The following is a 24,909-nucleotide window of genomic DNA, read 5'->3' as shown; positions in this document are numbered from 1 at the left end:
TAGTAATGATTTAAAATTGTGATAGTTAAGTGAGCCATTTTGTTAGTGGCTCAATAGTGGTTTACTGGCTTACTTCCATTATGGTAATACAGTTTTCTAAAGCATTATTTATTTGCTCCTGTAATTCTGTATATTCTTTATAGCTTACGATTTCGTAGATATACCCTTTGTACTTATTATTAGTGGTTTTCTTGATGTAATTATCTTCTACTAATTGACTGTGGTATCTTCGCAGGGTTGTTCCTTTTATGCGTAAGTTTCTACGTATTTCTGCATTGGTAAAGGTTGTTTGTTTATTGGCTTTTAAATACGTTTTAAGGTTTTCTAAATAGTTTCTACACGCTCCGCTTATCATATCACTTTTACGCAAGAGTACCTCTTGTAAAAGCTGATTAGCTTCTTTAATATCCTCTATGGTCGTTTCGATGTATTCCTCTCCGGTCTGTTTATCATATTGCCTGTGGCGCTGCCACTGTTTGTAAAAGGTAACTGCTTCTATAAATTGTAAATAATGTGCGTTGGTTCTTCGGGGTTTAAATACTGCCAATGGCAGTGATAAATGCATTGCATACGGATTGATCACTTTGATGGGTTTGAGTATTTTTTGTACATTTTGCAATTTTCGCCTGGCTTCGCGTTCTGCATCAATGTTTACTTGTCCCGCCGACACGGCGCGCTGATACTGCATTATTTTTTCGTCCTGCTCGTGGCTTTCATCGATGTAGAGTAAAAAGGAGCGGTTGCTGTTATCTTCATAAATACTTTCTTGTGTGGTACAGCCTGCAACACATACAGGACCTTCAACTGTTAACTTTATCGTTTTAGTATTTCCATTTCTGTCTTTATGACTTACTCGTTTTGTGATACTCCTTTTTGATTGTAATTCGCGTAATGGATAGAGTGCATTTTCTGCGCCGTCCATATCTTCGATTAGTATTAATTTATGTTGTAATTCTGTACGATTGAAGTAATAAAAAGCATTCTCAGAGAGTACTGTCATATCTACGATGTCATGTTCTGGTATCAGTTCTGCAACTTTACTTTGTAAATGTGTTTTTCCTGTTCCGGAACTTCCCAAACTGATACAATGCAATGGGTTGGCACTTTTACGGCTGGTAAAGATGATGTACATTAAAAGTCTGTTAGTCTCTTCGCCAATAACTCCGCTATTTCCGATTAAGTCATTTGTACGCTGTAATAAATTAGGTTTTTCTAAAAACGTCTGTGCGACTTGCACTTCTTTTTTTGTGAGTTCTCTAATGATAAACTCGTTTTCATCTTCTCTCTCTAATTGTGATAGACGATAGGTTTCAAGTTCATTAGTTAACTCTTGTAATGTTCTTCTAACTATACTTGTTCCTATTTCTATGCGTTCTGCTACTTTTCTGACTAATTTCTCAACTTGGTTATCGTTGTATAAATCGATATTATGGCGCAGTTTGGTTTCTGATTTCACTTTGTTAATGCTCAATGTTACTCGCAAACTGTCCAAGTGATTGAGTTTTAAACCGCCCAGTATTGCTATTTCCAAATGGTTTGTGGTGTACTGGTAGTTGTTTGGATTGGTTGTATTAAACATTATTGATAAATATTTGTATGTGCATATCTGCATACAATATTACTTATTCTCTTTATTTAAACCAAACTTTACTGCTTTATTTTATGCGCACACTCTTTATTTTTATTGCTTTAGTTGTGCATATACAGTAGATTTGTAAACATACTAAAGCATTTGATATACTATGAGTTTCGGTGAACGCCTTAAAAGAGCTAGACAGGATAAAGGGATTTCGCAATCTGAGTTGGGTAAAATCGTTGGTGTGCATTACACCCAGATTGGAAGGTATGAGAGTAAAGGTGTAAAACCTTCTGGTGAAGTGTTATCTAAAATAGCTAACACGCTTGGGGTTACTTCTGATTTTTTAATGAGTGGTTCTAATCAAGATCAGGCAGAAGCTTCTTTAAATGACCGCGAACTGCTTAGCCAGTTCCAAAGAGTAGAACAGTTGCCAAAAGACAAAAAAGCGATTGTAAAGGAACTCTTAGAATCGTTCCTGCTTAAATATGATCTGCAAAAAAGAATGATATAAAAAAACCACCCGAAGGTGGTCTTTTCTAATTATATATAACTTTAAAATCTGCTTTTTTCCTAGATTTATCTTGCCCTTCTGCCTGAGGGCCCAATCTCCATTGCTCTGATATTTCATCTAGAAAATCAATCATATCTTTTCTGTCTTGTTTATTATCACTAATAAATAATTCAAAATTATTGATAATGAGGATATAATTATCTTTTAATATCCAGTCTAAATCATTAATACAATCATTTAAAGCATCCAGATTTTCCCCATAATAATCAGGAAAGCTAAAAGCTCGTCCAATTTCCACAACAAAATCTTTCACACTCTTACATTGATTTCCATCAATTGCAGTTATAAAACAATTGTTATTTTCTAAATATTTATCTATCATTATTAGTCTTTAATTTCAGTAAATGTTTTGTAATGGTCACTTGTATAATATGTTTTACCATCACTACCTGTTACCATTCTTTCCGTTCCTCTTGTTTGTCCTGCTTTTGGCGCTGGATTAACATCATATTCTTTATATGTTACAGGCTTTCCATTAGCATCGGTTTTAGGTAAATTTCCTTCTCTATTTTTAAAGGTTACACCGCCTTTTTTAGTCCCAGGGATTTTCTTTCCATTATTCTTTTTTAACCACTTTTTTAGCTTTTTTAATTTCTTAAGCTTATTTAGAGGTATCATAGCCACGCCCATTGCAGCGGCTGCATATTGACCATTAGAAAGTTGACTAATTACTTCAACACCATCTTCAATATCATCAGTAATCATAAGTTGTGTTACTTCATCTGAAGCACTACCATCTGAAGTAGTAACACCTAACCAGACTTGTTTCCAAAATGCTTTGGTGCGATCCCACTTTAGGTTATCTGGAATCTCTCCTGCCTCAGTTATAGTGTTAAAAGTATCTGCACTAACAATCCATTCAAAATCATATCCATCATCTACGTGATATTTCTCTCCTGTTTCTTCGTTAACAACATCGGTGAATAGACCTGTGGGGTCTTTATACATTATTGGACTATTGTTACTGTAATGATATGGAGTGTAGTCCTCAAAACTCTCTGCCATAGCATCTATTGCCACAAATCTTCCAATGGCTGGGTCGTAATGACGCCAGTCCATTTCTAACATATTATAACCAAGGTTTTTGTTTAATTCTTTACCAATGTATGTTTGGTATTTATTTTGAGTACCATTAATCGCAGAACTGGGGTGGTCTACACCGAGTTGTTGTTGCATTCCAAAAGGATAATAATGCTTTTCTTCTCTGATTTCATGAGCAGCAGAACCAGGAATTAGATCAATATCACCATCAGCATTTTTGTCCAAATAGGACAATCGTATATTGCCTAAATGGTCTTTGTATTGATAAATATAATCATATCCACTAACCGTACTTGGTTCGATATAGCCTTCGGGTTGATTAAAGAATTTAAGCTCTCCATTTTCATAAATATAATTACCCGCATATTCAGTTGTAAAAGAACTCCCATCAGTACTAATCTTTTTTAGTTTAGCCCCAGTGGCATCGTAAATATACGTAATATTTCCGGTATGAGTAGTGCTATTTACTGTAACGGTGTCAGGTAAATTTAAATGATTATAAGTGATCTTAGTAATCCCTTTATTGGCATCGCTAATCATATTCCCATTGGGATCATACGCATAATCATCTCCTGTGTTGCTACCATCTTTAAAACCAAAAGCTTTATTTCGATTATCGGTAACCGCTAGGAGCTTGTTCCCTGTATCATAACGATAATTTAGACTATCCATTTTTCCAAAAAGGGTAGCGTCCGTATTTATGTGACCTGTACGATCTAGTGTTTTGATATTGCCCATACTATCGTAGGTAAGATTGCTCAGATCATAGTTACCGCTAGAGCTTTTTGCTGCGGTAATACGGTTTAGCGGATCATACTGGTAGCCATAAGCTCGCTGGGTCTGATCACTTGCCGTTTGCCAAAGGGTTTCGCTGATGTTTCCGTTATAAAGCGCCGTGGCTCCCAGATTGGTCTCTGTAGTATTGTAATTAATTCCAAAACCAAAGAGCTTACTCCCTAAGCTATTAGCATCATTGATTCCAGTAAGCCAGCCGCGTATGTTATAATGATAATCAACTTCTTGTAAGCCTTTTGCGGGTTGCAGACTGTCATACACACCACCTACATATTTCTTTTGTAATTGCCCCAGCGGGTCGTACGTATTGTGAGCAATTTGTTCTATAGCACCTCCATCGAGTTGTTGGTTATGATTAAGCAGTCTCCCCATATGATCGTATTCAAAAGTATCGATGGTTACTATAGCAGCATTATCACCTTTGGTATGGGTGGTCTTGGTTTCTAATACTTTTCCTACAAAATCTAGTTTGTTTTTTATGACATCGGTAGTCGCCAGATATTCATTCTGACTGGCGATATAAATGGGTCGTGCTTTTTTATCATAATAAGTCACCGTAGTGGTCCACTTATCCTTTCCTAAAACTTTTACCCTGCTTCCTGTGACCAGTGTCTTCGTGCGATTACTTATCGGTTCTTCATACACACTCGCGGGTGATGCAAAGGGTGCTACAGGAGTAGCGCCTAAAAAATCATAATTATCGTAGTAATTTATGGTCAGGACTTCGCCACTTTGTACTTTTGGGTACCCACCATCGTTATAATAAAGCGTAGTACCTCCAATCAATGCTGGAGCTGCAGGCTTTACCCAAAGGTGTTGAGCAAAGGCATTGGCTTCAATCTGGATTTGCTTTCGGGTTTTAGTAGGAATTGTAAGTTTACCTGTGTAAGCAACCCTGCCAAAAGCGTCATATTTGGTAAATAACCATTGATCCTTTTGTTTTAGCAAAGTGTCCTGTGTAAGAATTGGCTGATCTAGTTTATTATAGACAATATACTCCCAGCCCTTACCTGGTATTTTCTTTTCGATAAGACGGTTTCTATAATCATAGTGATATTGATAACAAAGCTCGGATAACTCTGTAGCATCTACCCCGTCACTTGTATTGACTTTGGGCGGAATAATATAGGTAAGATTCCCAAAATCATCATAGACATAATAGGTGTCCAGTTTTTCAACACCCATAGCAGCGCTGTTAAAAGTTCGTTTGAGTACAACGCTTCCTTGCTTGTCTTTAAATTCTTCAGTGGTATGTAGCTGTCCATCGATGGGTGTCCAGTTTTCATCTTTGGTGATAGTGATAGTTAGTTCGCTTGACCCATAAAAACCTGTTTTTATAAGTGATGGCATCTCTGTGCTACTGATATTCGAGAAACGTACTTTAAAATGTATTATGCTATCTGCTATTTTGTTGGTATTCCAACCAAATTTGATGGTGTGATCGGTATCAGTGGTAGCATTGACTTTCCAGACTGTTCCCGGAGCGCCTTGTTCTAACACACGGTTGAGTGGTGAGGATTCAAAAATACTTTGTGAATAGGCATTGACTTCCGTTGGATTCGTAATACCTGGAAAATCTTTTGGATACGTATTTAAGTAATAGCTATTAATATTGCTATTGATATTCACCGTTTTATAGCTCCCCGCAGGACTGTTTGACACAAAGGGTAAATACTGTTTGTCTTGTCTACCATAAGCATCATACGTAATATGTGTTACGATATCCTTATGTTCTGAAGATCCTTGAATAGCGATTTGCTGTTTAGCTCTGCCTAGCCCGTCGTAATAGGTGATACTCTCTATAACGTCCTTGTTGTATTTAATTTCAGATTCAGTGGTAACAGGTATTTGATACTGCGCAGTATATATATAGTTTTCATCTGAAAAATTCACTTCTTGAGGAATCAGAATACAGCCTTGATTTTCACCATATTCATCAGGACAGCGATCGGTATTATCTAAAACATACCTTTCTGGTGACTCACTTACATATTGACTTATAGAAGGGTCACCGTAGGTATCCCCATCAGAATCGTCATAATAATACTTTGGAGCTATATTTGTAATAAGATCGGTTGTATCATCATAATCCTTATTATTTAAAACATAGTTGATAGGTTGTATACATTCTGTCCTTTTTAAGTTTGGATCTCCCCAGCCATCACCATCCCCATCGGCATACCAAATTGCATTAGGGTGTTCATTAAAATCTTCGTCATCACAATCATCACCATTTAAGACATAAAAATAGCCGTCGTCAGGTGGGTTACTTCTATAAAATTTAATCGTACTATCTCCAAAAGTGTCCTGATCTTTGTCACGATAAAAAAACTGAGGTGCAATGTCGGTGATAAACTCATTCTCATCATGATAATCATCTTTATTATTCACATAGCCTGTAGGCTGTAGGCATTGTATAATTGGAGGTAGAACTGATTCATCTATCAATAATTGATTATGCCCAAAACCATCGCCGTCCCCATCGGGATACCAAATAGTATATGGAGTTATTATAGAGTCTTGGTCATTACAGTCTAAATTGTTCTCTACATAATTTTCAGGTTTGATACTATAAAATACACTGACATAAGGGTTGCCATAGGTATCCTTATCACTATCTTGATAAAAAGTTTTGGGAGCTATATTAGTAATATTCGGTGTATCATCATTATGATCCCCCGCTCGAAGAACATATCCATTAGGTTTAATACATTGTTGTTTAATTGCTGATGCATTTCCCCAAGTATCATTATCCTTATCACGGTACCAATTTGTATTAGGATGTACTGCTATATTGTTGTCATTACAATCTCCACCTCTATCTACATACCCAACAGGAGCATAACTACGATATACGTTTATGTTTGAAGTACCAAATGTATCCCCATCAAAATCTTTATAAAAAGTTCGTGGTGGAATATTAGTAATCCATATATTATTATCATCTAAATCTCCCGGTATAGTAACATAGCCTGATAAAGGAGTGGTACTTGTTTTACTGTCATTTGTATTTCCAAATCCATCTTTATCTTTATCTCTAAAATAGAGAGTTCCACCATCACCACCAGTTAGTTGGGCAAATCCATCTACAACAAACAGTATAATAAAGGAGAGTACGATATATTTTAAATTGTTTTTAATCATTTTGAAAAGGTATTGCAACTACTGTTGAGATTTATATTGGTATTTATACTTGGATAAAAGCTCCTGATCATCATCTTTAATAAACATGAGGCGATTAAAGTTATCGTAAGTATAGTAAATCGTATAGCCCTTTGGATCTGTCATACTAGTAACTCCCTTGAGAAGATCATAGGTAAAGCTAGTGAGTTGTGAGTCTTTAAAATAAATATCGTTGCGCAATATATTAAAATGATGTTGTATGGTTTGTTCTTCATCTTTGGTTACTTCCTTATTAGAGAGCTCCACAAGCTCATCAATTTTTCTTTTTACGGTGGCAGGCATTCCTACATAAGTAGTATTGACAATTTTTGCTATGGGTTTAGAATGATTATATCCCCATACATATATGACATGATTTCCTTCAGATTTTGAGACCTCCAGTATATTTCCATATTCATCGTAATTATGATATATTAATCTATTTTCTTTTGCTAATACTCCTTTGGATGATGTAATAGTATCAAGTGCTACCAAATCAGGTAGAAACTCATTATACCCATATTTAAGCGTGCTAATCATTGTATCGTTTTTTTGAGTTCGCACATATATTGGAGAATTCACTTTATGAAGCGTGGCCATCCTAGTCACCATAGCCTGCTCTGAGGGAGTGAAATCATTAGTGGAATAATCTCCTACAGCATAGTAACGATCCTCAACATAGGTCTCGGTCGTACCAGCTTCAGTAATGGTGGTAGTAATCTTTTTAGGTTGATAATTCTCGGTATTATATTCGTAGTTAATCTTCGTATCTATAATGGAAGGTACTCCCGCTACATCATAATAGTAATCCCGGGTTATACTTTCTTCTAGCTGGGTGATACCGAAGTTTAATACTGTAGTGATCATAGACATTGGTACTGAATTGGGTTGGGGGAGAAAACTAATTAAAGGACAATGATCTAGCTCCAATAAGCCTCCTTTATAAATGTGATATTCACTAAATAAATTAACGATTCCACCTGGATAGATTGGTTTAAATATTTCAGCAATTTTTTGTTCAACATGTTTATGTTTTGTATTAATAACTTCTTTTAATATTTGGTTATTCTCGTTGAACATCTTTGTATTAAGTAATACACCTCTTTTATAATCTAAATTAGGAGCATATTTAAATGGGTATACAAAAACTGCAGCAGGTGATTGATAATCTTTGGCAGTAGTATATTCGTAGGTAGTATAACCTTTTCCTATTTCCGTAACTTTTACATATTGGTATCCTACATGGTTCCCTTTGGTAAGTTGTGTGTCTGGTCCTTCGAGAGTAGTACGATATTTAATTGATACAGACTCACATTGATAATATTGATTTATAAAAATATAATCTTCTGAGTTTTCATACACTTGCTCTAAACCTTTCCCTGTAGAATAAAAATCCATCACCCCAGAGGATTCTTTATTATTATATGGGTTATTATAGCTGTAAATTACTTGTTTCTGAGGCAATGATACTTCAAGACTGTCTTTGAATATTATTTCTTTAATTCGAACACCACCTCCAAAGAGAAATTCACTTAATGAACCTTCAGTCTGTGATCTATAACTAATTTGTAATCTCCCATTAACAAAAGTGAAATTTGGATCTATATTGTAACCCATATATTGCACAAACACATTATAAACCCCAGCTTCCAGCTCTAAATAATCATGTGCATTTGCTTTTAAAGAGAGACTTGATCCTTCCTCTAGCGAATTGGTTTGAGATAGAATAACTTTAACACGATCTTCAATGTTTTGAAAGTCCTGAACATTATCAATTTTTATTTTAATACGCTGGGCATAATCAATTTTTATTTTAGTCATGGCTGTATGGGATGATACAAAAGGAGTAAATGCAGTAAATGAATCGCTAAACAATTGCTGACTACTGTTTTCAGGATTTTCAATAAATTCAGAAATATCCAATTTATCAGTTCTTTTATAAGAAAAAGTTTGACCCTCCCATATGAATTCCTTGATCCCCGCTGTAGGATATTTTATCGATGTTAAAATACCTGCTTTAATAGTATTTGAAGAATAAGGAAATTTACTATTAAAACCAGTTGGATCACTATCAGATCCGAATGATGAAAGGTTTTCCTTCTCAAAATATGAAAAATGATAAGGATTAGACTCTTCATTAATACTAATCTCATTGAACCCTATAAGCCAAAGACGATCTGTTTTTTCATAATTAAAGCTATATTTAGTGTTTTCAAGACCATTATTATCAAAGATTTTAATATTTTTTAATACTTTACCTCCTGTTTCTGGATGATCTTCTCCTAATGTAAAATGAATAGACGTACCATCTTTAAAATTAATATTGCTTAGTTTTTTGGTTATTGTGGATACCGCTGTAAAGGAAGTTTTTTCTTTAGGTTTCAATTGGTCGAGATTTGATTGGTTACCAGAATACCCATTTCCCATCGAAATAACCGTATTAGTAGTCCATGTTGAAGAACTTAGGTACTCTTCATGAACATTATGATAATCAAAATTTACTAGCTCTTTATTATTGCTAGTAGTTATACGGGATAAATGCCATGCTGAAATATTCTTTGATTCAATACCTACATGGCTAAAATTCAGAGTGCCATTGGTAATAGCCGAGGGCGTACCTTCAAAAGCAACATTATAAGATTCTTCGATGATATTAAAATGATATTTATAACCTAGACCATCTATTATTGTGAAATTATCGATGACACCACTTTGTACATTTTGATTCATTTCTAGACGAATACTAGGATCACCAGATAAAAGTTTTGGACCATCTCGGGTAACTACAAAACGACCACTGAAATTTAGAAAGTTAAACTGATACAGATCTAATGCAGAATCATAACCATGTGCACGAGAAGGCTTTGCTGCATACCACATATATTGGTTCATTTCATCTTGTTCTAGATTCCAAAAATCCCAGTATTGATCAGTGTGATATACACCTAAACTTCTAGAATATTGGCTTTCATCAGGAAATCCGCGAATAGTTCTTGAAATGGTCCCACCAGAAAACAATGACCATCCAGTACCCGTCCATCCTGAACGGCTATCTACCTTAATTCCCTGAGAATTATAACGCAAAGCTACATTTATCACCAAATCTTGGTGAACATTTTTTGAAAATAACGGAATACTAATATCAGGTTGACCTGTATAATAATCTACTGGAACCTCTTCAAAAGACATAAGGTTAGCTACTGTAGGTGAAGGTGGTATCACAGTAGGTAACACTTGCGGCGATGGAGTAGTAAGGTTTGGCGAATCTTGACCATTACCACTAATTGCAATGCAAAAAACACATAAGAAGGCTAAAAACTGCTTCATAAGGTATACTTAAATTGGTTAATATTAATCCTACAAACATAAAGTTAAAATTTAACAAAAAAGGAAGTCGAAAGGGGGATTTTCCCCCTACTAATCGAGTTTTCGATGAAATGTCAGGTTTTTAGGATGTATGGCGTATTAGTATTATTTACGTATCCGTACGTCCTATTTTAAAGAAATTTATGATCCTGCATCAAATCTTTATATCTTTAATGCTTATAAAAACCTTCATTATGATAGCATCTTTTTTAAAATATATAATAGCTACGTGTGTACTAAGTGTAGCTTTTACTATGCAGTCTCAAAATGTATATAAAGACCAATTTGCACATACCTATTCTATAGTCGCAAGAGATACCATGACTGGTGAAATGGCGGTGGGTGTTCAAAGTCATTGGTTCTCGGTAGGCAATCTGGTATCATGGGGACAGTCCGGCGTGGGCGTAGTAGCCACTCAATCTTTTGTGAATCCGGCCTTTGGTCCCGAAGGATTGGCACTGATGGAAAAAGGAATCTCAGCTACTGATGCTTTACAACAACTTATTAACAAAGACGAGGGTAAAGCATATCGCCAAGTTGCGTTTCTTGATGCTACAGGAAATGTATCTGCATATACCGGAGATAATTGTGTAGATGCCGCACATCATAAGGTTGGTAACAATTATTCTGTACAAGCTAATATGATGCTTAATGACAGTGTGGTTCCTGCAATGTCAAAGGCATATGAGGCGCATAGTGATTTACCACTAGGAGAGCGTGTATTAAAAGCGCTACAGGCAGCTCAAAATGCAGGAGGAGATATCCGCGGAAAACAATCGGCAGCCTTAATAGTTGTCAATGCCAAACCTGTAAAAAATCCATGGCAAGACAAAAAAATTAATTTACGAGTAGATGATCATCAAAACCCATTACAAGAACTTGAACGCTTATTAAAGGTACATACTGCTTATCAATATATGAATCAAGGAGATTTGGATATTGAACACGGAGCTATGGAGAAAGCCATGCAATCCTATGGTGCTGCCGAAAAGCTATTTCCAAACAATCTTGAAATGAAATACTGGAAGGCTATAGCCATGGCAAATAATAAACAACTCAATGCTGCGCTCCCTATTTTTAAAAGTATTTTTGAAAAAGATCCTAACTGGAGAACGCTAACCCAACGTTTGCCAAAAGCTGGATTATTAACTGTTAGCGAAAATGAACTAAAAGAAATTCTAAACTTATAAATCTTTGTGATTATTGTAGTTTTCAAATCATGAAAAAGTTCCTAAGCTATATTTTTCCGTTTACCAAAAATATCAATAGCGACTATAATGGAACCCTAGAAGTCACATGGATCAATGGTAAAAAACTGTTAGATAGTGCCAATGCCAATTATTCCTATGGTAGTCTGCAAAAATTACTATCATATGGACTTACAAAGATTCAGTTTAAACCTACAGATACCTTCCTAATTTTAGGATTAGGGGGTGGCAGTATTATTAAAACGCTCCTCCAAGAATACAAACACCAAGGTTTACTTACTGCGGTTGAAATTGATCAATCCATTATCCAAATTGCTGCAAAAGAATTTGATATTCAATCCAACGATCAAATTACTATTTATCATCAAGATGCTATGCAGTTTATGGCTACACTCAATCAAACTTACGATGTTATAATTGTTGACATTTTTATCGATAACCAAGTTCCAGAAGCTTTTTACAAACTTTCTTTTTGGAAAAAGGTAGAGAAACATTTATCGGTTACCGGAAGTGTAATTTTTAATGCAGGTATTAACTTAGAGTCACACCAACACTTGGAAACATTGAAAAGAGAATTAGCACCAAACATTACATTTACGAAATACTCAAAAGTGGAAGTGCATAACACCTTACTTATTGGTAAAAAGATAAAAAAAAAAATGAAATATAATCCTCAAGACATCCTTACCACACATACACGCATACAACCTTATGTGCATAACACTCCTATTCTCACCTCAGCAACGATTGATACCCTAGCTGATGCACACGTATTTTTTAAATGTGAAAATTTCCAAAAGATGGGGGCATTTAAAATGAGGGGTGCCGTTAATGCTATCTTACAATTATCCAAGGAACAACAAAGTAAAGGTGTAGTGACACACTCTTCGGGTAATTTTGCACAGGCATTATCCTTGGCAGCCAAACGCTTAGATGTTCCCGCATATGTTGTAATGCCTACCACCGCTCCACAGGTCAAAAAAAATGCTGTAAAAGGGTATGGCGGAACTATCATCGAATGTCCACCCACCTTGGCCGATAGAGAAAATACAGCACAGCAAATAGTTCGGGACAAAGGTGCTACATTTTTACATCCGTCTAATAATTGGGATGTGATCCTTGGTCAGGGAACTGCAGCATTAGAACTTATTTCTGCGATTGAAAGTGTTGATTATATCTTAACACCTGTAGGCGGTGGCGGCTTGATCGCCGGAACTATTTTGGCTACGCTTGCAAAAAACCCAGCATGTAAAGTAATTGGTGCCGAACCTAGTGCTGCAGATGATGCCTATCGATCACTAATTAGTGGAGAGATTGAAACTAATACCTCTGCCCATACGATAGCAGATGGTCTCAAAACTCAATTGGGGTCATTAAATTTCCCTGTTATTCGAGACTATATAGAACGAATTATTTTGGTCGACGAACTTGAAATTATTGAGGCTATGCAACTCATTTGGGAACGAATGAAAATAATAGTTGAACCCTCCTCGGCAACAGCTTTGGCTGCTTTACTCAAAGAAAAAGAACATTTCAAACACAAAAAAATTGGGGTTATTTTGTCTGGTGGTAATGTAGACTTGGCAAAATTACCTTTTTAATTTATTGTGTCTTACAACAAACAGTTTGAGCTATCCATTTATCTTAAATTACGTAGCCCTTCGTACACCACGATACTCACTGCATTAGCCAAATTTAAACTACGTATGTGGTTGCTATACATAGGGATTGTATATAAACTATCTGCATATTTTGTGACAACTTCTTCAGACAATCCAGAGGACTCCTTACCAAATATGAAAAACATGTCATCTTCAAAATCAATTTCATAATGCGTTTTGGTACCGTGACTTGATAAAAAGGCCATTTTTTTGTCAGCATGTGTAGTAAAAAACTCCTCAGCACTCTCATAAACTTGTAATGTAAGATGCTTCCAGTAATCTAGACCAGCCCGTTTAACTCTGGTATCATTTAGTTCAAAACCAAAGGGTTTTACCAAATGTAACGTAGATCCAGATGCCAAACTTAAACGTCCAATATTACCCGTATTATTTGGGATTTCTGGTTCTATAAGAACAATATTATATGCCATTGGATCTTAGGATCTGCGTTAAAATTCTTTTAAACACCAAAGGTATTAAGAATCGCAAGTTATTTAAACTATCTCATATAAAAAGATTTCACATAAAATTAAGCTACTATGCTATTTTACTTCACATAGTTTAACAATAGCTTTTAAATACCTTAAGAGAGACTTCTATTCACGACTCGTATCTTTCTAAAAAAAAATTATGATTAAACCAAGAACCAAAGTTCCAGCCCTTACGTTGGACCTTATTAACGATACAAAATGGTCTTTAACAGATCAAAATCCTGATAAATTTACACTGCTGGTTTTCTATCGAGGACTTCACTGCCCCGTTTGTAAAAAGTATCTGGAAGATTTAACCGATCATCTCAATGATTTCGTAGATCGCGGGGTAAATATCATTGCTATTAGTGGCGATTCTGAAAAGAGAGCTAAAGAAGCTGGGGATACTTGGAAGATCCCCTCATTACCCGTAGGCTACGGATTATCCATGGAGCAAGCCAGAGCGTGGGGTCTATTTATTTCTAAAGGTATCAGCGATAAAGAACCCAAAGAATTTTCTGAACCTGGTGTTTTTCTAATAAAACCCGATCAAACATTATACTTTGCAACTGTGCAGACAATGCCATTTGCCAGACCTTCTTTTAAAGACATAATTAGTGCTATTGACTTTATCAAAAAGAAGGATTACCCTGCTCGCGGAGAGGCGTAAAATACAACAACCTGCAGTCATAACGACTGAAGGTTTTTTTATAACTAGAGAACGTGTTCCTTTCCGTTTAAAAAAATAGTAAATCTATTGAATAGCCATTGGCGGCAATATTACTTTTATACGTACCAACAGAGCAATACTAGACTTACCTTAACCTTATAGTATACAATGAGGACACTAGTCAACGGATTTTCTTATAATAATGTATTCTAAACAAACACTAGATTATAGCGCGCACTAGCATCGCCTTACCGCACCTCACATACTACAATTATCTATAGCACATACTACTTCGTTAATTACTTATAAACTTGCTATCCTAGATCAATACACATCCAGATCCCATGTATACTTACCTAAACCTACACACATCATTCTAATGAACCACACCATAAACACGCGCATAACTTTTACTACTCCGCTAAATGATTTTGCTATTTATCTATAGATTAAAACCTACCACCACTATCAAAATAATAGGCATCAAGTAAAATTTTAAAACCAGCTTAACGCTGAGATATATAACTTATCCGCTGATTAGTCAAACACTACCGATGATTACCCTAGTTTGTCCGCTGATAACTAAAATATGCTTGATGCTAACTATAGTAAGTCCGATAGTACTATAAATTTGTGTGATGGCGTATACAATAGATACGTTGCTTACTTAATTTGAGTTAAGAACACCTATAATTTAACCTTGATGACTTATTTTTTTAATGTTCTGCAAACCAAGACTAGTACTATAAACAAACAAAACCTGGTTAGTTTACATGGTAGTAGCTGTAGTAAGCTCTTTAAACCAAAAAAAGCAGCGCTAGTAAAGACGCTGCTTTTTTAATTACTATGGTTTATTTACACCCGTGGTAAATCACCCTCACCCTTACGTGGCAAGTTGGAGGATCCCATAAGGTAAGTATCAATGTGATAGGCCGCCTCTCGTCCCTCAGAGATTGCCCATACAATTAGGGACTGTCCTCTACGAGCATCACCAGCTGCAAAAATTTTGGGTACATTGGTCTTATAATTTTCTGGTGAAGCTTTATAATTAGTACGTTGATCGGTAGCGAGTCCAGCAGCTTCAGCTAGTTTAGGATCTGGACCCAAAAAACCCATTGCTAATAGTACCATATCGCAGGGCCATTCTTTTTGAGTATCTGGAACTTCGATCATAGTAAGGCGTCCATCCTTTTTTTTCCAAGTAACTTGTACAGTGACTATCCCTTTTAAGGTGCCATCGTTATGGGTTAAAATTTCTTTGGTAGCAACCGCCCAGTTACGCGCTACCCCCTCTTCGTGCGAACTACTGGTGCGTAATCGCATAGGCCAATAGGGCCAAGGTTGATCTTTTGGCCGCGTGTTAGGAGCCTTCGCCATAATTTCAAAATTGATAACTGATGTAGCACCTTGCCGTATAGCGGTTCCTATACAATCGGACCCCGTATCACCACCTCCAATGACAATAACGCGCTTTCCTGTTGCTACCAACTCGTCTTCACTAAATGCTTGCCCAGAAACTCTTTTGTTACTCTGTGCCAAAAATTGCATGGCGGGTATCACCCCTGCATTTGAACTACCTGGAACAGATAACAATCTTGATTGATTAGCTCCTGTACATAGTAGTATCGCATCATACTGTTCATTAAGATGGGTTATGGTAATGTCTTTACCAACCTCGCAGTTAGTTTTAAAATGCACCCCTTCATCCATAAGGATATCAATACGTCGTTCGATTATGTGTTTCTCTAGTTTAAAGTCAGGAATTCCGTACCGTAAAAGTCCGCCCACGTAAGCATCCCTTTCATACACAGTAACCTCATGTCCTGCTAGATTAAGTTGTTGTGCTGCTGCCAAACCAGAAGGACCAGAACCTATGATGGCGATTCGTTTACCAGATTTGGTTAACGGAGTTTGTGGGCTTATCCACCCTTCAGAAAAGGCACGTTCAACAATGTTTTTTTCGATAGTTTCAATAGCCACAGGATCTTCATTAATTCCTAAAACACACGCCGCTTCGCAAGGTGCAGGACAGAGTCTTCCTGTAAATTCAGGAAAATTATTTGTCGTATGCAATAGTCGTGAAGCTTCTTTCCACTTACCCCTATACACTGCATCATTAAAATCTGGAATTAAATTACCTAAAGGACATCCACTATGACAAAATGGAATCCCGCAATCCATACAGCGTGCTCCTTGTTTTTTTAAACTATCTTGGGGTAACGGCTGTGTAAATTCGTTATATGTTTTGATGCGCTCTGCAACCTCACTATAAGCTTCGGTAACTCGCTCGTATTCTAAAAATCCAGTTATTTTTCCCATACTATTTTTTTATGCGTTGGCTATTTGCTTCTCTTGTTCTAGACGTAACAATGCTTGTCTGTATTCTTCTGGTGTCACTTTTTTAAAATGTTTAATTTCCTCTTCCCAATGAGATAAAATATGCTGCGCTTGTGGACTCAAAGTCGCATCAAAATGCTGTGTTATGTAGTGCTTTAATATCATACGGTCCTCTGCCACAGTAACAGGTTCAATATTTAAATCACGATTACCGCATTGATCGTTAAAGGAAGTATTACTGTCGTACACATAGGCTAGTCCGCCAGACATGCCTGCTCCAAAATTACGTCCTACTTCTCCAAGAATGACAGCGACCCCACCCGTCATATATTCGCAGCCGTGATCCCCTACTCCCTCGACAACTGCCAATGCGCCCGAGTTGCGTACACAAAAACGCTCTCCAGCTTTTCCGTTTATAAAAACCTCTCCAGAGGTAGCGCCATACAAGGTAACATTACCTGTAATTACATTCTCGTGAGGTATAAATGTTGTTCCTTCTGGTACACGTACAACGACTCTGGCGCCCGATAAACCTTTTCCCAAATAATCGTTGGTCGTCCCATTAACAATAAGTGTAAGACCCCGTGTTGCAAAAGCTCCAAAGCTTTGACCAGCGGCCCCGTTGAATTTAATTTTGAGCGTATTATCAGGTAAGCCACTGGCGCCATAAATTTTGGAAATCTCATTACTTAAAATAGCGCCTACTGCTCTATCTGTATTCTTTATGTTATGTGTTAAGGTTAGTTTTTCTTTTCTGAAAATTGCAGGATGTGCTTCCTTTAAAATTGTAAAGTCTAATGCTTTTTGAAGGTGATGATCCTGTGAGGTAGTATGATGTACTTTTACATCGGGAGCCACGTTTACTTTATGCAAAATAGGTGAAATATCAATTCCTGAAGCTTTGTAATGATCCAATACCGATACGCTGTTTATTTTTTGAACTTGTCCTACCATTTCATCAATAGATCTAAATCCTAACTGCGCCATGATCTCTCGTAATTCTTGAGCAACGAAATACATATAGTTAATTACATGTTCTGGTTTTCCTTTAAATTTTTTACGTAACTCTGGGTTTTGAGTAGCTATACCCACGGGGCATGTATTTAAGTGACATACTCGCATCATAACACAACCTGATGCTACTAACGGGGCGGTGGCAAATCCAAACTCCTCGGCACCCAATAGACAGGCTATAGCCACATCCCTTCCTGTTTTAAGCTGCCCGTCACACTCGACAACTACTCGATTACGTAAATCATTACCCACCAGTGTTTGTTGGGCTTCGGCAAGTCCAAGTTCCCAAGGCAATCCTGCATGTCGTAGTGAAGTTAGCGGTGCTGCTCCTGTACCACCATCAAAGCCTGAAATCAGTATAACATCTGCTTTTGCTTTTGCCACGCCGGCTGCGACTGTCCCTACCCCCATCTCTGAAACTAATTTTACATTGATACGAGCAGATCTATTCGCTGATTTGAGGTCATAAATTAATTGAGATAAATCTTCGATTGAATAAATATCATGATGAGGCGGTGGGGAGATCAAACCTACATAAGGAGTAGCATTACGAGTATTTGCAATAGCAGCATTCACCTTGGGCCCAGGTAAATGTCCACCCTCACCTGGTTTTGCTCCTTGAGCCATCTTAATTTGTATCTCACTTGCGTTGGTTAAGTAATTTGAAGTAACCCCAAAACGTCCAGAAGCGACTTGTTTTATAGCGCTATTTTTCCAATCTCCATCAACATTTTTATAAAAGCGTTTTGGGTCTTCTCCTCCTTCTCCAGAATTACTTTTACCTCCTATGCGATTCATAGCAATAGCAAGGTTTTCATGCGCTTCTTTACTTATAGAGCCGTATGACATCGCGCCTGTTTTAAAGCGCTTAACGATATCGGTCCAAGGCTCTACCTCCTCTATAGGAATTGGATCATAATTAGAAAATTCCATTAAGCCTCTAATCGTCATTAACTGCTTTGATTGCTCATTGATTAACTTTGAATATTCTTTGTATGTTTTGGGATTGTTGTCTCTCACAGCCTGTTGAAGCTTAGCTACCGTAAGTGGATTAAATTGGTGTTTCTCCCCATTACGCCTCCATTTGTACTGTCCCCCAATATTCAAAGAATTGGTAGTAGCAGCAGATGTGATAGAAAAAGCGTTGGTATGCCGTTTAGCGATTTCTTTTTCTATTTCTTTGATCCCAATACCCTCAATTCTAGATACTGTATTAGGGAAATAGGTCGCTGTTGTTTTAGAATTGATACCCACACACTCAAAAAGTTGTGATCCTCGATATGAATTTAAGGTAGAGATTCCTATTTTATTCATAATCTTAAGTACACCTTTACCTACAGCAAGATTAAAATTAGAAATTGCCTGAGCAGCAGTGATATCTGTACTCGCATCGTTTTCTAACTCTTTTGTAATAATCTCATTGACCAAATAAGGATTGATGGCACTGGCACCATACCCAAAAAGCAAGGCAAAATGATGTACCTCACGGGGTTCTCCAGATTCGATAATAAGACTTACTTGGGATCTTTTGTTCAGCAATTGCAACTTACTATTGACATAGGAGCACGCAAGTAGTGCAGGTATGGGTGCACGGTGTTTACTAACTTTTCGATCTGATAAAATTATAATATTACTCCCCGAATCAATTGCCTCTATAACGGTTTTTATGATAAGTGACAAGGCATCTTCTATACCATTAAGCCCTTTATTAATGTTATACAGTATAGAAACTTCGGTAACCTTAAAACCGTTCTTGGTATACGTCTTAATCTTGTCCAAGTCTTCTTTGGATATAACTGGATTCTGTATTTTTAGTTTATTACAATGGCGTGGTGTTGTTTCAAAAATGTTGACATCTGCTCCTAAGGTTAGACTAATATCTGTGATTAAATCTTCACGGATTCCATCCAAAGGAGGGTTGGTCACCTGTGCAAACAATTGTTTAAAGTAATTGTAAAGTAATTGTGGTTGTTCTGATAATACTGCAATGGGCGTATCTGTACCCATTGAACCAATAGGTTCTTTTGCCTGTTGACTCATTGGTAGAATTATTCGGTTAACATCCTCTACCGTATATCCAAAAATTTGCATTCTTTTATCCACAGATTCTTCACCTATAAATAGCGGACATGTGTTATATGCTATATTTTTAAGATGCACCATATGGGTATCGAGCCACTGCCGGTAGGGTTGCGCATTAACTATTTTTTCTTTGATTTCTTCATCATCAATAATTCGTCCTTGTAACATATCCACCAAAAACATTTTACCAGGCTCCAACCTACCATGCTTTACTATATTTTGAGGAGCAAGCTCTAGCACACCTGTTTCAGATGACATAACCACAAATCCATCTTTGGTGACCGAATAACGGGAAGGTCTAAGTCCATTACGATCCAGAATTGCTCCAATATAATTTCCGTCGGTAAACGGTATAGATGCGGGACCATCCCACGGCTCCATCATACATGCATGAAACTCATAAAAAGCTCTTTTAGCATCAGACATCTGAGAGTTTTTTTCCCAAGCTTCGGGAACTAATAGCATCATAACTTCGGGAAGAGATCTACCAGTCATCAACAAAAGTTCGACCACCATGTCCATAGACGCTGAATCTGATTTTCCTGGTAAGACTACTGGTAAAATTGCTTTTATATCTTCTCCAAACCAAGGACTCTCTAACAACTCTTCTCTTGATCGCATACGAGATATATTACCTCGTAACGTATTTATCTCTCCATTATGACACATATATCGAAATGGTTGCGCTAAGTCCCATGTAGGAAATGTATTAGTAGAAAAACGTTGATGAACCAAAGCCAAACGTGTTACTACCCTATTATCTAACAGATCTTTATAATATAGTTTAATATCGTTTGGCATTAGCAGACCTTTATATATCAACGTTTTGGTAGAAAGACTAGGTACATAGAAGTAAGACTGCTCGGATAATTTGGAACGATAGATTAATTGTTCTGTCTTTTTACGAAGTACAAATAACTTGAGATTAAATTCAAATTCGGTTAATTGCAAGGAACCTTTGCCTATAAAAACCTGTTTAATATTGGGTTGTGTATTGGCGGCTATCTTTCCTAAACAACTAGGATCCACTGGTAAATCTCTCCACCCGAGTACTTGTAAACCTTGCTCCTGTATGCAATCCTCCAGAATTTGAATACAATATTCACGCTGATTATCTTTTCTAGGTAAAAAAACATTGCTTACCGCATACTCTCCGTTTTTGGGTAATTTAAACGGACAAACTTGTTGAAAAAAGTCATACGGAATGTCAATTAAGATTCCCGCACCATCGCCAGTTCTTCCATCAGAGCTAACTGCGCCTCTATGTTCAAGCCTATCTAAGATCTCCAAAGCTTTATGGATTATAGTATTAGAAGTTTCACCTTTGAGACTGCATATAAACCCTGCACCACAGGCATCATGTTCAAATTCTGTACGATATAATCCTTGTTGTTTCATATAGTTGCGTTGTTTTGTACCTTTTTTTGGAAAGCTTAAATTAAGGAAACGTATTGAAAACCAACGAAAAAATAAATCAATAGCAATCATTTTTTGGAAGTCAATAAAAATGGCTATTGCTGAATACCAAAATCTCAAAATGAACCTCTCAAAATGAGATTTTAATAATACCAATTCAAAAAAATATAAGGAACACCTCAACCTTAAATCACAACGATTATCATATTCTGTTTTTAAGATTAATTAATTTAATTAATATCAATTTTTAAGGGTAATAATTTAAAATTAAATAAAAATGCTTTTTACACCCCTGTATTTTATAGGGTGTAAAATAAAAAAATATAGTTTTACATCAAATCAACATATCACTTTAGTTTATGAAGAAAATCGAAGCTATTATAAGACGATCAAAATATCGTAAGGTAAAAGAAGCACTGCACGCAGTAGAAATAACTTTTTTTTCATATTGGGATGTTACTGGTGTAGGCAACGAAAAAAAAGGAAGTGTTTATCGAGGTGTTTCTTATAGCACTTCTGATATACAACGTAGATTTATATCGTTAGTAGTGCCCGATAATAAAGAAAGTGATGCTATTGAGGCTATACTTGCTGCTGCAAAGACAGGAGATGTTGGTGATGGTAAAATTTTTGTATCAGAAATTACCGAAGCCTATCGAATACGTACTTCGACCAAAGGGATAGCAACCTTATCCTAATCCTATTACTATTACTATCCAAACTAAAAAAAATCATATTATATAATGGAAACGCTTATTGTAAATAATGTCTGGATGATGATTTGTACTGCGCTAGTCTTTTTTATGCATCTTGGTTTTTCTTTTCTAGAAATTGGCTTAACTCGTCAAAAAAATACAATTAATATTTTGTTCAAAAACCTATTTATTATATGCATAGGGCTACTTTTATACTGCTTAGTAGGATTTAATCTTATGTACCCAGGTTTTGAATCAGACAGCTATGGAGTTTTTAAATTCAACGGATTTGGTTTAAATTCTCCACTTACCAAAGAAGGAAATCTAGACTTGACATATAATACAGGTTATACGTTTTGGACAGATTTTCTTTTTCAAGGCATGTTTGCTGCAACCGCGGCTACCATAGTATCTGGTGCTGTTGCAGAACGGATAAAGTTGGGTAGCTTTATGATCTTTACAATTGTATATATCGGATTAATTTATCCAATAGTAGGTTCTTGGTTATGGGGCGGTGGTTTTTTATCTACCTTGGAGATTGGAGAAGCTAAGGGTTTTCATGATTTTGCAGGATCTACCCTTGTACACTCTGTTGGTGGTTGGGCTGCTTTGATTGCCGTTTACTTTTTGGGACCTAGACTGGGTAAGTTTAATGAGCAAGGAAAACCACTAGTAATTCCTGGTCATAATATACCCATGGCGTCTGCGGGGGTATTGATTTTATGGTTAGGTTGGTTTGGTTTTAATGGTGGATCTGTATTATCTGCAGATCCTGCAGCTACCTCTTTGACTCTTGTAACTACTTCACTAGCTGCTGCAGCGGGAGGTGTGACTGCTTTTATCTTCTCTACCTTGCGCTATAAAAATTATGATATCACCATGTTTCTAAATGGTATTTTGGGAGGGCTTGTTGCAATTACTGCAGGTGCCGATCAAATGAGTCCCAACAATGCCATTATGATTGGATTAATTGCTGGAATTGTGATTGTATTTGGCATTAGTTTAATCGATAACCTACGTCTAGATGATCCTGTAGGTGCTATTGCTGTACATTTAATTTGCGGTATTTGGGGTACCCTAGCTGTGGGGATATTTGGACACAAGGCTGGTTTTGATCAATTTATAGTACAACTACTGGGAGTTTCAATTATTGGAGTATTTTGCATCTTTTTTTCATTATTGTTTTTAAAAATTATAAAAATTACCTTAGGTCTAAGAGTAACCGAAAAAGAAGAGATGGATGGTTTGGACACTCACGAGCATGGGATGGAAGCTTATTCAGATTTTAGAACAAACCAACATTAGCTCTTTGCTAATGTGATGGTTTTCCTGTTGTATTTTTATCATTCCCTTTAAAATTTATGTAATTTTGCAGGCATGATTTCAAATGATACGATAGTAGCGTTGGCTACAGCTTCTGGCTCAGGGGCTATTGCAGTGATTCGAGTTTCGGGTCTAGACGCCATCTCAATTAGTGCATCAATATTTAGATCGGTTCATGGCAAAGACCTAAAAAAACAAAAAACACATACGATACATCTAGGACATATCATGAATGATGATCGTGTATTGGATGAGGTTTTGATTTCTATTTTTAAAGGCACCAATTCGTATACAGGGGAACCTACTGTTGAGATCTCTTGTCACGGATCTAGTTATATACAACAAGAAATCATACAACTATTGTTGCGTAAGGGATGTCGCATGGCACAAGCAGGAGAATTTACCTTACGTGCATTTATTAACGGTAAACTAGATTTATCACAGGCAGAAGCCGTAGCAGATTTGATTGCTTCCGATTCTGAAGCATCACATCAAATTGCCATGCAGCAAATGAGAGGCGGTTTTAGCAGTGAGATTAAACAGCTTCGCGATGAATTACTAAATTTTGCTTCTTTGATAGAACTAGAACTTGATTTTGCCGAAGAAGATGTTGAGTTTGCTGATCGTACGCAATTTGAGACATTGCTTACAAAAATTACCACTGTTTTAAAAAGACTTATTGACTCTTTTGCAATGGGTAATGTTATTAAAAATGGTATTCCTGTAGCAATAGTAGGAGAACCTAACGTTGGAAAATCAACCCTGCTCAATGCATTGCTAAATGAAGAACGTGCTATTGTTTCTGAAATAGCAGGTACCACACGAGATACTATTGAGGATGAAATTGTTATAGGAGGTATCGGTTTTAGATTTATTGATACTGCTGGTATTCGTGACACCAAAGATATTGTTGAGAGTATAGGTATTAAAAAAACTTTTGAGAAAATAGAGCAAGCACAAGTTATCATATATCTTTTTGATAGTTCGATATTAACTAAAGATCGCTTACACGCATTAAAAATTGAAGTGGGTAAAATTAAAAATCAATATCCCTTAAAACCCTTGGTAATAGTAGCGAATAAAATTGATACTTTATCCCAAGAGCAGCAACAGCATCTTTCTACTGAGATTCCTAATCTTTTGTTACTATCTGCAAAACAAAACGTTGGAGTCGAAGTCCTTAAGACACAACTATTAGACTTTGTAAATACAGGTGCGCTACATACGAATGAAACTATCGTCACTAATTCAAGACATTACGATGCCTTACTTAAAGCTTTAGAAGAAATACAAAAAGTTCAATACGGTCTCAATTCTGGTTTGTCTGGAGATCTTATGGCTATTGATATACGCCAAGCGTTGTACCATTTTGGCGAAATTACTGGTGAGATCACAAGCGATGATTTATTAGGTAATATTTTTGCTAACTTCTGTATTGGTAAGTAGAACCATTTAAAGATTACAATTGTGCGCCTTTATTAATGAAATTAACGTTTATTTTTAGCAGTGATTACCTTTT

14 protein-coding genes and 1 pseudogene are annotated in these 24,909 nt (G+C 36.4%); 8 read left to right on the top strand and 7 right to left on the bottom strand.

Going from position 1 to position 24,909, the window contains the following annotated elements:
* Nucleotides 1-61 precede the first annotated feature (61 nt).
* Nucleotides 62-1,579, bottom strand: a complete 1,518-nt coding sequence (locus tag ACE939_RS03490) for a hypothetical protein (protein WP_378187395.1) — start codon at nt 1,577-1,579, stop codon at nt 62-64.
* A gap of 163 nt (nt 1,580-1,742) precedes the next feature.
* Here ACE939_RS03490 and ACE939_RS03485 point away from each other — a divergent pair, with 163 nt between their 5' ends.
* On the top strand, nt 1,743-2,090 hold the full coding sequence (locus tag ACE939_RS03485; protein WP_378187394.1) for a helix-turn-helix domain-containing protein: 348 nt from the start codon (nt 1,743-1,745) through the stop codon (nt 2,088-2,090).
* Between the two features lie 25 nt (nt 2,091-2,115).
* Here the strand turns inward: ACE939_RS03485 and ACE939_RS03480 are convergent, their stop codons facing one another.
* The 3 genes from ACE939_RS03480 to ACE939_RS03470 are packed head-to-tail and all read right to left on the bottom strand — an operon-like array spanning nt 2,116 to nt 10,475.
* On the bottom strand, nt 2,116-2,472 hold the full coding sequence (locus tag ACE939_RS03480) for a barstar family protein (RefSeq protein WP_378187393.1): 357 nt from the start codon (nt 2,470-2,472) through the stop codon (nt 2,116-2,118).
* 2 nt (nt 2,473-2,474) lie between these two features.
* Entirely contained in the window at nt 2,475-7,130 is a 4,656-nt protein-coding gene (locus ACE939_RS03475) for a DUF6443 domain-containing protein (protein WP_378187392.1), read from the bottom strand.
* 18 nt (nt 7,131-7,148) lie between these two features.
* A complete protein-coding gene (locus ACE939_RS03470; RefSeq protein WP_378187391.1) occupies nt 7,149-10,475 on the bottom strand; it encodes a hypothetical protein in 3,327 nt (1,108 codons plus the stop codon).
* A gap of 233 nt (nt 10,476-10,708) precedes the next feature.
* On the opposite strand from ACE939_RS03470, the gene ACE939_RS03465 reads away from it, so the two are divergent.
* The 3 genes and pseudogenes from ACE939_RS03465 to ACE939_RS03455 all read left to right on the top strand — a co-directional run bounded on the left by ACE939_RS03465 (nt 10,709) and on the right by ACE939_RS03455 (nt 13,323).
* On the top strand, nt 10,709-11,704 hold the full coding sequence (locus ACE939_RS03465; protein WP_378187390.1) for a DUF1028 domain-containing protein: 996 nt from the start codon (nt 10,709-10,711) through the stop codon (nt 11,702-11,704).
* A gap of 29 nt (nt 11,705-11,733) precedes the next feature.
* Nucleotides 11,734-12,324, top strand: a pseudogene (locus ACE939_RS03460) (spermidine synthase); the annotation flags it as partial.
* A gap of 57 nt (nt 12,325-12,381) precedes the next feature.
* Nucleotides 12,382-13,323 (top strand): pyridoxal-phosphate dependent enzyme, encoded by a 942-nt coding sequence (locus ACE939_RS03455; RefSeq protein WP_378188413.1) that lies wholly within the window; start codon nt 12,382-12,384, stop codon nt 13,321-13,323.
* A gap of 38 nt (nt 13,324-13,361) precedes the next feature.
* On the opposite strand, the gene ACE939_RS03450 is transcribed toward ACE939_RS03455, so the two are convergent.
* A complete protein-coding gene (locus ACE939_RS03450; protein ID WP_378187389.1) occupies nt 13,362-13,814 on the bottom strand; it encodes a tRNA (cytidine(34)-2'-O)-methyltransferase in 453 nt (150 codons plus the stop codon).
* A 199-nt stretch (nt 13,815-14,013) separates the two neighbouring features.
* Here ACE939_RS03450 and ACE939_RS03445 point away from each other — a divergent pair, with 199 nt between their 5' ends.
* Nucleotides 14,014-14,523 (top strand): peroxiredoxin-like family protein, encoded by a 510-nt coding sequence (locus ACE939_RS03445; RefSeq protein WP_378187388.1) that lies wholly within the window; start codon nt 14,014-14,016, stop codon nt 14,521-14,523.
* An 855-nt stretch (nt 14,524-15,378) separates the two neighbouring features.
* Here ACE939_RS03445 and ACE939_RS03440 read toward each other — a convergent pair.
* Both ACE939_RS03440 and gltB read right to left on the bottom strand, forming a co-directional pair.
* On the bottom strand, nt 15,379-16,842 hold the full coding sequence (locus ACE939_RS03440; protein ID WP_378187387.1) for a glutamate synthase subunit beta: 1,464 nt from the start codon (nt 16,840-16,842) through the stop codon (nt 15,379-15,381).
* Between the two features lie 9 nt (nt 16,843-16,851).
* Complete coding sequence (gene gltB / locus ACE939_RS03435; protein WP_378187386.1) at nt 16,852-21,354, bottom strand: glutamate synthase large subunit; 4,503 nt, start codon at nt 21,352-21,354, stop codon at nt 16,852-16,854.
* A gap of 377 nt (nt 21,355-21,731) precedes the next feature.
* Between gltB and ACE939_RS03430 the strand changes: the two genes are divergently transcribed.
* From ACE939_RS03430 to mnmE, 3 genes are all read left to right on the top strand, one after another.
* Entirely contained in the window at nt 21,732-22,070 is a 339-nt protein-coding gene (locus ACE939_RS03430; protein ID WP_378187385.1) for a P-II family nitrogen regulator, read from the top strand.
* 45 nt (nt 22,071-22,115) lie between these two features.
* Nucleotides 22,116-23,372: an ammonium transporter gene (locus ACE939_RS03425; RefSeq protein ID WP_378187384.1), complete on the top strand. Its 1,257-nt coding sequence runs from the start codon at nt 22,116-22,118 to the stop codon at nt 23,370-23,372.
* Nucleotides 23,373-23,444: 72 nt separating this feature from the next.
* On the top strand, nt 23,445-24,836 hold the full coding sequence (gene mnmE / locus ACE939_RS03420; protein WP_378187383.1) for a tRNA uridine-5-carboxymethylaminomethyl(34) synthesis GTPase MnmE: 1,392 nt from the start codon (nt 23,445-23,447) through the stop codon (nt 24,834-24,836).
* Nucleotides 24,837-24,909 lie beyond the last annotated feature (73 nt).

The organism is Aquimarina rhodophyticola, from assembly GCF_042434915.1.
Classification (GTDB): domain Bacteria; phylum Bacteroidota; class Bacteroidia; order Flavobacteriales; family Flavobacteriaceae; genus Aquimarina.
The sequence above is the reverse complement of the archived record's forward strand: the minus strand, read 5'-3'. Positions and strand labels throughout refer to the sequence as shown.

Excerpts from the sequence above, each read along its gene's own strand:
- ACE939_RS03430 (WP_378187385.1), top strand. The coding sequence starts at position 21,732 with ATGAAGAAAATCGAAGCTATTATAAGACGATCAAAATATCGTAAGGTA.
- ACE939_RS03490 (WP_378187395.1), bottom strand. The coding sequence starts at position 1,579 with ATGTTTAATACAACCAATCCAAACAACTACCAGTACACCACAAACCAT.
- ACE939_RS03480 (WP_378187393.1), bottom strand. The coding sequence starts at position 2,472 with ATGATAGATAAATATTTAGAAAATAACAATTGTTTTATAACTGCAATT.
- ACE939_RS03485 (WP_378187394.1), top strand. The coding sequence starts at position 1,743 with ATGAGTTTCGGTGAACGCCTTAAAAGAGCTAGACAGGATAAAGGGATT.
- ACE939_RS03440 (WP_378187387.1), bottom strand. The coding sequence starts at position 16,842 with ATGGGAAAAATAACTGGATTTTTAGAATACGAGCGAGTTACCGAAGCT.
- ACE939_RS03455 (WP_378188413.1), top strand. The coding sequence starts at position 12,382 with ATGAAATATAATCCTCAAGACATCCTTACCACACATACACGCATACAA.
- ACE939_RS03445 (WP_378187388.1), top strand. The coding sequence starts at position 14,014 with ATGATTAAACCAAGAACCAAAGTTCCAGCCCTTACGTTGGACCTTATT.
- ACE939_RS03470 (WP_378187391.1), bottom strand. The coding sequence starts at position 10,475 with ATGAAGCAGTTTTTAGCCTTCTTATGTGTTTTTTGCATTGCAATTAGT.
- mnmE (WP_378187383.1), top strand. The coding sequence starts at position 23,445 with ATGATTTCAAATGATACGATAGTAGCGTTGGCTACAGCTTCTGGCTCA.
- ACE939_RS03475 (WP_378187392.1), bottom strand. The coding sequence starts at position 7,130 with ATGATTAAAAACAATTTAAAATATATCGTACTCTCCTTTATTATACTG.
- ACE939_RS03425 (WP_378187384.1), top strand. The coding sequence starts at position 22,116 with ATGGAAACGCTTATTGTAAATAATGTCTGGATGATGATTTGTACTGCG.
- ACE939_RS03465 (WP_378187390.1), top strand. The coding sequence starts at position 10,709 with ATGATAGCATCTTTTTTAAAATATATAATAGCTACGTGTGTACTAAGT.
- gltB (WP_378187386.1), bottom strand. The coding sequence starts at position 21,354 with ATGAAACAACAAGGATTATATCGTACAGAATTTGAACATGATGCCTGT.
- ACE939_RS03450 (WP_378187389.1), bottom strand. The coding sequence starts at position 13,814 with ATGGCATATAATATTGTTCTTATAGAACCAGAAATCCCAAATAATACG.